Annotated in this window: 11 protein-coding genes and 1 other annotated feature; of the genes, 5 read left to right on the forward strand and 6 right to left on the reverse strand. The window is 61.3% G+C overall.

The window, feature by feature from the left end; translation table 11 throughout:
• The 3 genes from AC5RWT_RS28540 to AC5RWT_RS28550 form a co-directional block, all read right to left on the reverse strand.
• Positions 1–634 (reverse strand): hypothetical protein (locus AC5RWT_RS28540; RefSeq protein WP_494083131.1); only part of this gene is annotated, 634 nt, incomplete at its 3' end.
• Entirely contained in the window at positions 631–1410 is a 780-nt protein-coding gene (locus tag AC5RWT_RS28545) for a TnsA-like heteromeric transposase endonuclease subunit (protein WP_494083132.1), read from the reverse strand. The genes AC5RWT_RS28545 and AC5RWT_RS28540, both read right to left, overlap by 4 nt.
• Positions 1411–1933: 523 nt before the next feature.
• Complete coding sequence (locus AC5RWT_RS28550) at positions 1934–2242, reverse strand: helix-turn-helix domain-containing protein (RefSeq protein ID WP_494083133.1); 309 nt, start codon at positions 2240–2242, stop codon at positions 1934–1936.
• 556 nt (positions 2243–2798) lie between these two features.
• Here AC5RWT_RS28550 and AC5RWT_RS28555 point away from each other — a divergent pair.
• From AC5RWT_RS28555 to AC5RWT_RS28570, 4 genes are all read left to right on the forward strand, one after another.
• Complete coding sequence (locus tag AC5RWT_RS28555) at positions 2799–3449, forward strand: hypothetical protein (RefSeq protein WP_494083134.1); 651 nt, start codon at positions 2799–2801, stop codon at positions 3447–3449.
• Positions 3450–3909: 460 nt separating this feature from the next.
• Positions 3910–4563, forward strand: a complete 654-nt coding sequence (locus tag AC5RWT_RS28560; protein ID WP_494083135.1) for a GIY-YIG nuclease family protein — start codon at positions 3910–3912, stop codon at positions 4561–4563.
• Positions 4564–4583: 20 nt separating this feature from the next.
• Positions 4584–4970 carry a hypothetical protein gene (locus tag AC5RWT_RS28565; RefSeq protein WP_494083136.1) on the forward strand — a complete coding sequence of 129 codons (387 nt, stop codon included), beginning with the start codon at positions 4584–4586 and terminating at the stop codon, positions 4968–4970.
• Positions 4971–5502: 532 nt separating this feature from the next.
• Positions 5503–6378 carry a hypothetical protein gene (locus tag AC5RWT_RS28570; RefSeq protein ID WP_494083137.1) on the forward strand — a complete coding sequence of 292 codons (876 nt, stop codon included), beginning with the start codon at positions 5503–5505 and terminating at the stop codon, positions 6376–6378.
• A 30-nt stretch (positions 6379–6408) separates the two neighbouring features.
• On the opposite strand, the gene AC5RWT_RS28575 is transcribed toward AC5RWT_RS28570, so the two are convergent.
• Positions 6409–7661, reverse strand: a protein-coding gene (locus tag AC5RWT_RS28575; protein ID WP_494083138.1) for an IS3 family transposase whose coding sequence is annotated in 2 segments (ribosomal slippage) — positions 6409–7376 and positions 7376–7661 — 1254 coding nt in all. Because the reading frame shifts where the segments join, the coding sequence is not laid out codon by codon here.
• Positions 7246–7377 (reverse strand) — a sequence feature (AL1L pseudoknot). (Overlaps the previous gene by 132 nt.)
• A gap of 52 nt (positions 7662–7713) precedes the next feature.
• Between AC5RWT_RS28575 and AC5RWT_RS28580 the strand changes: the two genes are divergently transcribed.
• On the forward strand, positions 7714–8637 hold the full coding sequence (locus AC5RWT_RS28580) for an RHS repeat-associated core domain-containing protein (protein ID WP_494083139.1): 924 nt from the start codon (positions 7714–7716) through the stop codon (positions 8635–8637).
• Positions 8638–10240: 1603 nt separating this feature from the next.
• Here AC5RWT_RS28580 and AC5RWT_RS28585 read toward each other — a convergent pair.
• Together AC5RWT_RS28585 and AC5RWT_RS28590 are read right to left on the reverse strand one after the other, a co-directional pair.
• A complete protein-coding gene (locus AC5RWT_RS28585; RefSeq protein WP_494083140.1) occupies positions 10241–11065 on the reverse strand; it encodes a hypothetical protein in 825 nt (274 codons plus the stop codon).
• Positions 11066–11186: 121 nt separating this feature from the next.
• Complete coding sequence (locus AC5RWT_RS28590; protein WP_494083141.1) at positions 11187–11522, reverse strand: hypothetical protein; 336 nt, start codon at positions 11520–11522, stop codon at positions 11187–11189.
• Between the last annotated feature and the right edge of the window lie 629 nt (positions 11523–12151).

Here is a 12151-nt window from a genome sequence, read left to right on the forward strand (position 1 = left end):
GAATTATCTTGTCCTTGCGAGGAAGGAGCGAAACCTTGTCCGGCAATTCCTCTAGGAAGCGCTTACGAACCTCAGCAGCGAAGATGCTCCACGGTTTCGATGACCGATGAAGACTCTCGCGAAGCAGCTGCTCGCAGATCGAGATGACCTCGTCAGCTACGCCTTCTAGAGGAAGGTAGATGCGCGCGGAGCGGCCATCAATCAGAGCAGCTGGGCCATACTTTCTGTACCGAGCAATATAACGGCGCAAAGTGCTATTGCCTAAGGCGATACCAAGGTGCCTAAGCTCCTCCAGCTTCCGGGCGATGCGCTGGCCCTGCGGAAGGGTTAATTGGTATTCGGGACGGGCCTCTCCCCCGTCTGGCGCAGCGCCTTCAACCAGCTCACGCACATGTCGGGCGAGCAAGAGAGTTGCTTCATCAGCGCCTTGCAGCGGGCCTAACCTAGACATTGCCGGATCAAACACGTCCGACCGTCCAGCGGATTGGACAAGCTCAGTCAACGTGGTCGAAAGCATTTCGCCGGAGAGCACGTCTCGCAGGCCGAAGACCGTTCCGGCAATGGTGGAGACCACCCACTCCCGATCATCGAATGCGACGGTGTCACCGAGACGGAATCCACTTGCGTGATTCACGACTCCCCCTCGGCAGACACGACCAACATCTCTTCGAAAAACGGGCCGTCAGAGACGGTTACTACCTCTCGTTTCCACATCAGATGGTAGAGAGCGGCTTTGCCCGCCTCCGGCGCACGGTCGTCAATCATCCCCACCGCACTCACAAACGGCTTCGGGATCCTAAGGTATGACAGGGCGCGCTTTGCGGCGGGGGCATTCATGCCAAATCGCAGATGTCGAAACGCGGACAGCCACTCGAGGTTCATTGCGGCCCACCCACTCAGACCATTCATGACTTCGTAGTCCCACCCACCGCTGCGACACAGAGCCGAGGTCAGCTCGTACCGGGCGCGAGTTGCCTCGTCGATCCGGTCGGCTGGACGAACATCGACCACGACCCCCACGCCATCAGACCGCCGACGGTAAAAGAAGTCTGGGTAGTGCCGGAAGCGCCCCGGCCCCACCAAGCAGATCGGCTGCGTGGAAAGCGCAACAAGGTCGCCAGCGTGCTCCAGTTGCATAAGACACTGCAATTCAAGCATCGACTCGTACCAGACCGCTTGGCCTGTAGACACCACAGGGTAGATGCCTTCGTAGTGGCGGCGCAGCTGGTAATTCCGGCCCGCCCGCACCGGTTCCGTGTACTCAAGGGGAAGCGCGGCAAGCTTCGAGGAAACCTGCTGGTGCCTTGTCTCCTGGTTCTCACGCCACAAGACTAGATAGCGATCTGGAGATAAGAAGTGACGATAAGGATCGGACGGGTCATGAACCATCTGAGCGGCCTCCTTGTTCAACACACGATGGTTGAACTAGCGGACCGCCGGCATCGCCCGTAGTTATGTAGTAGTCATTGTATGACCAACAGTAGCGATTTGGCTACTACTCGCAACACGCCATTTTCGCGGCACCCTGAGGCAGGTCATGAAACTAGGCTTGAGGCCATGACTGACCGACCCAGCCCAGCCAGCCCGAAATCATGGCTGGCTAACCCCTCCTCGTTCGGAAGGTCCGCTCGAGCTACTCTTCAGGGGCTCGGTGGCGAAGTAACTGCGTCGGCCCGCACCGCTTGGCTACAGCACCGCCTTTGCCTCCGGATCCGCCGCCGCTTGGACGACGAGGGGGTCACGCTCAAGCAGTTGTCTGCAATGACCGGTATTGAGTATCAGTACTTGACGAAACTAATGCTGGGCGACCTCACCATGCAACTTCACCATCTGGCTGCCATTGAGGCCGCCCTTTCCGGCGCAGTGTTCGACCAGGCCCCAACGGACTAGTGCCCACGGGCTGATGGGCCGCCAGGAGGCTACGGGTGCAATCCTATTTGCGCCCCCGGCTACCTCCACGATATGGATGTGATCTGGCTGGGGCAGTTGGGCCCGTTAGCAAATCTGTGACGCCGACCCCCAGAACATTGGCGATGTCCCACAACCGTTCGTAAGCGACGCTCTTCCTACCCCACTCCAGGCCGATCACCATGTTGCGGCTCATTCCAGCTTCAAGGGCAAGGGCCTCTTGAGTTAGTCCTTGATCGATCCTAATTGCCCTTATTCTGCCGCCAACCTCCGTTCGAATCTCAGCCCAACGGTCTTGCTGGTCCTGCGGAGTCTGGGACGGTCGAATAGGCACACCTCATGCCACTGGAACCTGACACCGTTGTCTGCTCTACTAGTGATACATGTAGTGAAGTTCACATTCGGCCTACTCGAATGGGTGCGCGACCATTGAGTGTTTATCTCACCGTCAAGCTCGCTAGGCGGATTCCCGCGGGGGGCACTCGACCGCTGCCGTTAACGGCGGAATACCGTTGTGACGGACTTCCTGCAGGGCGAGCGTCGTTCCAATGGGCGCCACAATCGCCCCGGCATCCCCCAAAAAATTCGAGACCATGAAACCCGCGGATACTCCAAGCCAACTGACCGCTCAAATTGTTGCCCCTCAAGCCACATCTAAAGTGAGGTCCTGATCGAGGAAAGCCCCCCCATGCGATGGCCTTGAAGGACCACGACCGTCACGAACTAGGCGGGGACTTCCTCTATATGGCAGAGGAAGCCTCCCGGACGGCAGATATAACCCCTATTGCTGAAGCGATAGACGTTAAGCCAACCAGCGTGGCACGCTCCTGGACCTGGACAGGAAGTCGGGGGGCGTCGTGGGTAATGGCCGTGAAAGGAGCCGCGCGTTTATGGGTAAAGGCGGTGACCTCTACAAAGGTACGGATCAGGCTGTGGATGAGCTAACGGCTAGGCAGCGGATGCAAATTTTGGTTGCTGGCCGGAGAATCGCGTTCGACCGGGTGTGGGTGATCTCGGACCCTACCCTGGGTACCTTTGACGCACCGGTCGATCTGTATCTGGTCGTGCGTACGGGCGTTGGGCGGACCGTATCGGCGCGCACCCTGCCTTGGTTTCGCGAAGCGGTCCAGCGCATTGTGCCCGGCATGCGGGTGGGCGTGGACGGGATCGAGGACCTCGACGGTTTGGGCGATCCCGCGGCCCGACAGGTGCTGCTGACCATGGTCGAGCTGAAGGATCGGCTCACCGACCGCGACGACGGGATCTGGCGGGTCCGCACCGCTTCGGGTTCGGTGTACATTCTGGACCTGACGCCAGGCTGTCGGACGCTGACACGCCTGCCAGCTAAGGAGGGTCAGTGCGGCGAGTACGCCCAACTTCCGGTGGCCGACCTTCGTAGGGACAGTCAGACGCTCAGGCTCCTGTCGATCCACCAACTGCGACTTTTTCGGCGGGGATACATCTGGGTCGATATACGCGAGGACGGCGTGCTGACCCTCCGCGAGACTACTCCAGTCGTGTCCCTCGAGAGAATCGACTAGCTATGAATCATCAGCAAGACATCGACGGTGTCGCGGCATTGCTGGTCAGGCATCTAACCCCAGCGCTTGTGGCCTCCATGACAGGCAACATAGAACGGGACGCTCCATTGCGCTGGGCAAGTGGTTCTGCCTCGCCTAGTCGCGCTGAGATTGCCAGGCTAAGAGCCGCCTCGGATGCTTGGGAAATTGTTTGCGAAGAGGGCATCGGTTCGGCCCAAAGGTTCTTTATGTCTCCAAATCCGATGCTCGGTGGGCGCAGCCCCATTGGAGCAATCCGGGAAGAAGACTTAGATGCGGTTTTCACCGCCGCGCACGCTTGGGCCGATGATGCCTACACGGGCTGAAGGGGAGCTACCGGTCAGGCCCGGCAAATGGAGGTGAGGATATGGAGCAAGATGAAGGCACTGCGCCCATTTCGTCCAGATACAAGTATGAGGGAAGACGGCTTACGCCAAGGATTATGGCAGAGATCGCCAGAGCTGTCGTGCACGAACAGACTTTCCAGCGCTCCGCACTTGAGCGAACACTGGAATACCACTTGGCCAGAGGTGGGGCACCTACAAATACGGACATCAAAGTACTCACCAGCAAAGCCATGAGCGAACTGGTCCGCGCGGGGCTTGTCGTACAGGCTGGCAAGGCCGGTTGGTGGCGCTGGAGGGAAGGCGTGAACAGCCATGTTGACCTCCAGGGGCTAGCTGACTCGAGTGCCGACTGGGACGTTGCCGCCGGCGAAGGAATCGATCTAATTAGTGAAGGGCCGGATGAGGGCGAGGGGTCAGGCCGTGTTTACGTGTACTACTTCCCGTCTTATAAGGAACTGGCCCTCCGAAAGGAGGAAGCAGGGTGGCCAGTGAAAATCGGGATGACTGCTTCAAGCGATTCCTATTTCCGCGTGACACAGCAACAAGGCACGGCCATGCCTGAGGTGCCCGTGATCGCCTACCAGCGTCGAACCGACGTGCCGCACAGGCTTGAACAGGGTCTTCATTCGATTCTCTACCTCAGAGGGCTGCAGTTGGATAACGCCCCGGGTGCCGAATGGTTCCTGTCCAACCCGGATGAGATCAAAGAGATCGTGGACTGGGTGTACGGGTCAAGTCTCGAACAGTGAGAGAGGAGTGGCCGCGCGGGATGATGGACGAACGCAACCGCACGGCCAAGATCATCGGCCCCTGTTACGACGCCGAAGGTCTGGCCTCTTGGCTTTGCCTCACGCCGGAGGCCCAGTCCCGGGAACGGGCGGCGCACCGGCTGCTGGGCCTGCTGACTGAGGAGAACCAGTGGCTCTATCCGACCTGGCAGTTCCGAAAGGACGGAGAACCGATCTCCGGCCTGTCTGAAGTCCTTGGAGTCCTCTCCGCCGGTACGGCCGACAGTTGGACCTGGGCCTTCTGGCTCCTGGGGCGCGTACCGGGTCAGCTCGACGGCAAAAATGCAGTTGAATGGCTGGCACGAGGCTGGGACTTGGATGCGGTGGTGCTTCTGGCGCGGCGGGACGCAGCCGGCTGGGCCTCATAACCGCAGTGGGTTGCGCCGGCACCAGGAAATGACGATGTACTGACCGCAAAATCAGGATGCGACATCTACTTACAGTCAATGCGTAGGACCTCCACGACCATGCTCGCGAACGCAACGACAAACGTCGGGGCCACCGTCGTGCAAACCATGGCAGGTGTGAAGGATAGAACCATATAAATGAGCCAAGTCTGATGGGCCCCTGCTGTTCGCTGCCCGAGGCCGCCTCGAATCCCTGCTGGCCACCAGCAGCTGAAAGGAGCATTCATGGCAGGGCACCCGCACAAGGCAGTCGGCTACAGGATTATGGGCGTGAGTGGTTAGAAATGCAATCATCCCTAAGCTCCTGAGCTGTCTTCTGGGCGAATCCAATATTCTGCGCAAAAACTGAGGTATGTCTTCGACTATGCAGGTGTACCGTGATGCGCATTGAACGTTTTTCAAGCTGGGGGGCATCATGCGTTTAGGGTCTCGGCGCCGCGCGCCACGTACAATTCCTAATCAAACCGGCGGCTCAATGCCGCCGGTTCCTTTTTTGTCCCGGACAGTCCTTTCCGGGACCTTGGGTCTGGCCCTGGTGCTGGGCTCCTCCGCGCCGGTGCACGCGGTCGTCCCGATGGTGCTTCCAGCCGGAGACTCCACCACGGCGGGGCAGGTGGGCTCCCGGCCCGGGGCGACCCGCCTGCCCATCCCCCTGACTGATCAGGTGGATGCATCGGTGGATGTGGGCACCGGCAACCTCATGGTCTCGATCTCCGCCCTGTTCCTGCCAGGGATCAGCGGGGACGTTCCGTTGGGGGCAACGTTCAATTCGCTGTCCACGGAAACCGATGGGCTGGTATCCCCGCGCTGGAATCTCATGATGGGCCCGGCAGGCTTCCTGTCGACCACGGCCACCGGCATCCTCTACACGGGCGGTGATGGCTATTCCGCGCTGTTCACTCCGGTCGCCGGATCGGCCACCGCGTACACGGCCCCGCCCGGTGTGAAGGCTGACCTGGTCAAGACCGCCAGCGGTTTTACACTCACCTCCAAGACCACCGCCGAGGTGGTGACCTTCGACGCCGATGGCAGGACCGTCTCGTTTGCTGACAGGAATGCGAACAAGAGCACCATCGAAAACGCCGGCCCCCGGCCCACCAAGGTTGTCTCCACCAAGGGCACAGCCGGCGCCCGGACGGCGAACCTGACCTATGACTCCCACACCGGACGGCTCGCCGGAATCTCCCAGACAAGCGGGACCGCGACCCGGTCCGTGGCCTTCGAAACCAGCACGGACCTGACCGGGTTCACCGACCTGGCCGGGAAGGTAACGACCTTCGCCTACACCGGGAACCGGATCTCGAAGATCACCACCCCCACCGGGGCGGTCACCAACTTAGCCTATGACACGTCCGGGCGGGTGACCTGAACCGTGCTGGGTTTCGTAGAGGCTCGGGATTCACGCACTCAGGGGTTCCCGGGTGCGGTTCAGGTGGAAATGGTGTTCGTACTCTATCGGGGTCTGGTAGCCGATGGATGAATGGAGACGCTGATGGTTGAACCAGTGCACCCACTCGGCGGTCGCGGTCTCAACGGCTTGCCGCGACGTCCACGTGCGAGTCGGATCGGCATCGATCAACTCGGTCTTGTAGAGGCCAATGGTCGACTCCATCAAAGCGTTGTCGAGGGCGTCTCCCACGGTTCCGATCGAACCGGCGATCCCGGCCTCGGCCAGTTTCTCGGTCAACGCGATGGACGTGTACTGCGAGCCTGCGTCGGAGTGGTGGATCAGTCCGTTGGACGTGAACCGGACCTTGCCGCGGCGGCGGGCGAACAGCGCCTGGGCCAGCGCATCGGTCACCAGCGACGCTTCCTTCGACATGGATGCTTTCCAGCCCAGGATCATCCGGGAGGCCACGTCGGTGATGAACGAGACGTAGCAGAATCCCGCATACGTCCACACGTAGGTGAAGTCCGCGACCCATACGGTGTTCGGCACGGTGATGTCCCAGCCGCGGTTGACCCGGTCCGGGTGCCGGGGCGCTTCCCGGTCCCGGTGGGTGGTCACGGTGCGGTGGCGTCCCCTGACGGCGCCGGCCAGGCCTGCCTGGCGCATCAGCCGGCCCACCCGGTCGCGCCCGATCCGGTGACCCTGCCGGTTCAGCGCGTGCCACATCTTGAGCACTCCGTAGCAGCTGAAATTCTGCTTATGGACAGTGGTGATCACTTCGATCATCACCAGATCCGACGCGGCCCGGGCGGAAAGCGGGCGGGATTTATACGCGTAGTAGGTGCACGGGGCGATCTTTATTCCGGCGTTCCCGCTCAGAACGCGGCAGATCGGCTCGACCCCGAAACGGTGCCTGAAAGCATCGATGTACTCAACGATTATTGCCGTGGGCGGTCGAGCTCCGCTGCGAAAAAAGCCGATGCGGTTTTCAGGATTTCGTTCGCCCGCTTCAACTCCGCGTTCTCCCGCCGCAGCCGGCGCAGGTCAGCGGCCATATCGCTGGTCACCCCGGGACGGTCCCCGGCGTCGACCTCAGCCTTCCGCGACCAGGTCCGCAATGTGTCATCCGGAATCCCGACGATCTTGGCCACATGCCTGATCGTGGCCGCCTTGGACTCCTCCTGGTGCTCCGCGCGCCGCTCCATATACAAGCGCACGGCACGGTCCTTGAATTCCTGTTCGTACTTGATTCCGCTGGTCATGATTCATTCTCCGGTGAGGAAAGATTCTCTACCAGACCCAGTACGGTTCAGGTTGACCTCCTCCGGGGGCACCACCCCGGCGACGAACTTCACCGTAAATGCTGCCAACCAGATCACCACCGCGGGTTACACCTACGACGGAGCAGGGAACCTCACCGCGGATCCAAAGGGGACTTACACCTACAACGGGGCTGACCAGATGACCGGGGCCGGCAAGAACGGCGTCACCTACGCCAAGACGTACGCCGGGACGAACCAGAACGAGATGCTCACCCAGAAAACCATCAGCGACGGCAACTGCGCTTTCACCTACGGGCGCACTGACGCTCAGGGCCTGCCAATCATCGAGCAGGTCAAGCAGGCTGCCGAGACGGCCTACATCGAACACGAACCGGTCACCGGGGCCCCGCTGATGCTGCGCACCAGCACCGGACTGCAGTCCTTGTACATCTTTGACGGCACCGGCAACCCCGCAGCTTTGGTCACCAGCGGCGCCTACACCGCCTTCGCCTACACCTTCGACCCCTACGGAGTGCCAACGCTCACCAAGGACTCCGGCGGCCGCGGCAAAACCCAGAACCCCTACACCTTCAAGGCTGGCCTCCAGGACCGCTCCACGGGGTGGGTCAAATTCGGTTCCCGCTGGTACGACGCCGTCACTGGGCGCTGGACTCAGCAGGACCCCCTCGACGCACCCCTGGACCCCGCCAACGCCAACCGCTACGCCTACGCCGCCTGCGACCCCATCAACAACATCGATCCAACAGGACTGATCTCGTTCACCTGCGTCGGGGGAGCCGGACTACTCACCATCGGCCTGGGATATGCCGTGTATCTAGGCGCCCTGGCATCGGCGGCCGCCGTGACCGCCGCAACCGGCGGAGTGGGGGCTGCTGCGGCTCCGCTAGTGGTTGGGGCCGTGGTCTCTGCGGGCACCGGTGTATTGTCGGCCATAGGAGCTGCGGACTCTTGTTGAAGTGCAATCAGCCCAATCGAATCGAGGCAGGGCATGCGTAAGAGGCAGCACATGGCTGTATACGTGTCCATGGCGATCTTTGCACTGTTGGCGGCGCTATACGCCGCGCTCGTTTTGGATTCGAGTCAAGCCGTTCCTAGAGCAGCTATCCTTCTGTGCGCTGTTGCATTGCTCGCGACTGCAGTTTGGGGATACGTAACGAATGTTCGACGAAGGTGACGCTCCAGAAATCCATCGCCGTTGCCCAAACCCCTACACCTTCAAGGCCGGCATCCAGGACCGCTCCACGGGGTGGGTCAAATTCGCTGCCCGCTGGTCGGATAGGTAACGCGCTTCGTTAGATTGGAGTGGCAATGTTCCCGAAAAGAGGGCAGGTCTGGACTTACCGTGAAAGAGGGCGATTCCTAACTCTCATGATGGGCATACCGCTAGTCCTGATGCTGGTTGTTGGCATCTACTTCATGATTACTGAGTCAAATTGGGCACTCATCGTCGTAACGATAATTGGGCTCATGTTTTTGGCTGTGTTCTTATTCGACAGCGAACGCAAGCATCGTGGAGAACCTTGAATTGGGCGCCGAACGCGAACCGGCCCCGGTTTCGAACATGGCCGTCTGCACTCCTGCCGGACCGCCGGTCGGTCCTCTACACCTACTGGGCCCGAAGGATAGGACAAACTTCTATACTTCGGTGAAACGCCCCAAGGTCCGGGGAAACTCTTTTCAAGCCCCGCTAACCCGTGAACTATGGTCCCATGGCTGGGTCTCAAGGCTCGTCCCATCAAGACCATTCACATACCAGCGGCCCAATGGTCGCCTCTGTGATCGGCGCAAATGCTATTGTCGGGCTGCTCGTCACCTTTTTCCTGAACGAGATCCGCGATGACTGTGCGGTTGCCTATCCGCTGTCATTTGGGCATTACTCGCCCATCATCTTGCCGGACCCGTTTCAACCCCGAACAACCCCGCCCATGCTGATGTGCAGTCTGGCGGACAGTCCGACTGTAGCTGGAACAGTGTTGGGGATAATCGGCTGTGTCCTGGCCGGCGGTGTTGTCTGGCTTTACCACGAGTGGAAAGCGAACCCGCCCCGCAGGCGCAATGGGTAGGCCGGCAGGACGTTCCGGGCACATGTAGGCCATGGAAAGCCACGGATCCTTCATCGTCACCGGATACGTCACCTACCACCCGTTCGGGTTCCACCCGCGCTGCCGCAAACCGCGCCCCGTTCCCGAAACCTTCACCCACCACCTGGGCATTCGACGGTCATTCAGGAAGACGCACCGGTTACGGTCGTCTGCCGGAGGACACCTTCGGCTTTGAATCTCCCAAGGGCCACTGGTCGCCATTGCGTCCCGGCTTCGCCTCGGCTGCCGCGGCTGAAAGGCAGTCGAAAAGGCGAAGGCAGGAACATCGCCGTCGCATGGCAGCTGGGTGCCAACCACAGGCTGCAGGGCAATCCGCCTGTGCTCTATATCAAGCCGCAGCGTAGCCCCGAAATGATTGGTGTTACCGAGGCTTTCGCCCAAGGCACTTGCGCCTCGTGACTCACTGTCCGCAGGCAGATTCTGTAAGTCGCTGCCACTGGACAGGGCCGTGTGCGGTCACCAGTTGATGCCGAATGCGGTCCGTGCCCGTTCGGCGACAAATTCGGGTTTGTCGAGGTGGTCAACGCCGCGCTGGTCAGGTTCGGCAAAGTATGTTGACTGTGCGGTCAGCCACATCAGGGCGTCGCGTTCGGACCATCCGTTGTCCCGGGCGGCCTGAAAGAGCAGCCGGATCGTTTCCTCGGCCTCGGGCACGGGTGCCGGCGGTCGCTTTGGGGCAGGGGTGATGGCGACTTTGTTTTCGGACCACCGTTCGCGGTCCCGGTCCTCTTGGACCCTGGTCAGTGCCGTGAGCAGCTCATCGTCCTCGATGTTGTACGCGTCCCGGTCTTGGAGGCCGAGGTAGTAGGGGAGGTTGGCCACCAACTGGAAAAACCGCTGATCACTGCCGCGGGCACGCCATTCCTCGCCTAGGCGGAAGATGATCTGACCGATCCGGCGCCAGTCTCGGGGCGGAAGCCCCGCGAACGGCTCCTGCGCGCGTTCGAGCGCGGCTTCCCGGGAGTCCCAGGGCTTGGGCGGCATGAGGGGCGCCAGTGTTTCGTCGAGTCGCTCGGGGTCACCGTCGCGGCCGATGGGCCGGCCGGGCGTCAAATGGTCGTGCCAAACAAGGATCGCTTCAGCGAGCTGGTCAGCGCTCCCCCGGGCAGCGGCGTCACGGGCCCGGAGCAGGATTTCCCCGGTGGCCTCGCTTCGGGCGCTGCTGCCCATCCACACCAGCCAGGGCAGCACCTGTTCCAGAGCCCCGAGCGGATCCGCGCTGGTTTGGAGAACGTTGATCAGCTCGGTCGCCAGCTGTCGTGGGGTTGCTGCAACCATCATTCCTCCTGTACTTTCCGGGGCGATCCTAGGTGATGCTCTATTGCAGAAAGTCTATGAAGTTCCCATCGTTCCAGGGCGACTGGGGCTCGCGACGTTCCGGCAAGACGCGGTGTCAGCGCCATCAGAAGGCGGTGCCAAACCCGGAAGCAAGCTTCACCACCGGTTCGGGCGAGCCCCCGGAGAGCAGCCATTCCGCAACCGTCACAGTCCTGCCTTCCACGGACAGCTCAGGCTGCGGGGTCTGGAAGAACCCGGCCACGCTCTGGCGGTGCAGATCCCGGGGCAGCACCTTTAACACCCGGCCCAGATGCGGAAGGGTGCGGCCGTTGACGAACTGCCAGGCCGGGAACATGGCCCGGCCGTTGGCCAAGTAGGAATGAAACTTTCCCTCCGCCCGATAGTGGCGGACGGTGGACACCAAAAGCTTCAGCATGGCGGCCACCTCAACAGCGGTCATCGATGTGGAGTCTAACAACACCGTGGCCGCAGCGTTCGAGGCTGAGGCTTGTGCGACGCCCTCCGCTGTGGCCGCGGGACCGGAATGCTTCTCCCAAAACATTTGCTCTACATCATTTAGGCTGACGGTGCCGGACGTGCGTAAACGCTCCTCCAAGGCTTCGGCGAGGTCAGCCTCCGTAAAGGCCGGGCGTCGCAGTCTAATTCAAGCGCCCACAGTCCGAGGACGGCTACTCGCCTTCGCTTTTGGGCGGTCTATGAAGGTCATCCGCTCCTCCTGGGGATGCACCCGCACTCTAGACCAGTATGGCAGTCGGTCCAGAAGCACCGGCATCCCATTTGCTATTCATCGGACACGCGGGTCAGACGCCAGCCGTCCCAGCCTGGATGCTTCCGCACTTCCAAGGTCCGCAGCGGCGATGTGGACGTGGCGCGCACCTGAAGCCGCCAAAACTCAATATCAGTGATGTTCCCTTGACCGCGCCGGGCCGACAAGGTTGATTCCCACCAGTTCCACCGGCTGAACCAGTGCAACGGCTCAGCCGCTACCGGCCACAGGCGGCCACGCCAGCTCATGGACCTGGACCGGGCCGGGATCCCCTGGCGGCTGGATCCCCGGCTGGCCTCCGA

The sequence above is a fragment of the Arthrobacter sp. Dra40 genome (assembly GCF_059091905.1).

Excerpts from the sequence above, each read along its gene's own strand:
- AC5RWT_RS28555 (WP_494083134.1), top strand. The coding sequence starts at position 2,799 with ATGGGTAAAGGCGGTGACCTCTACAAAGGTACGGATCAGGCTGTGGAT.
- AC5RWT_RS28560 (WP_494083135.1), top strand. The coding sequence starts at position 3,910 with ATGGCAGAGATCGCCAGAGCTGTCGTGCACGAACAGACTTTCCAGCGC.
- AC5RWT_RS28565 (WP_494083136.1), top strand. The coding sequence starts at position 4,584 with ATGATGGACGAACGCAACCGCACGGCCAAGATCATCGGCCCCTGTTAC.
- AC5RWT_RS28585 (WP_494083140.1), bottom strand. The coding sequence starts at position 11,065 with ATGATGGTTGCAGCAACCCCACGACAGCTGGCGACCGAGCTGATCAAC.
- AC5RWT_RS28590 (WP_494083141.1), bottom strand. The coding sequence starts at position 11,522 with ATGACCGCTGTTGAGGTGGCCGCCATGCTGAAGCTTTTGGTGTCCACC.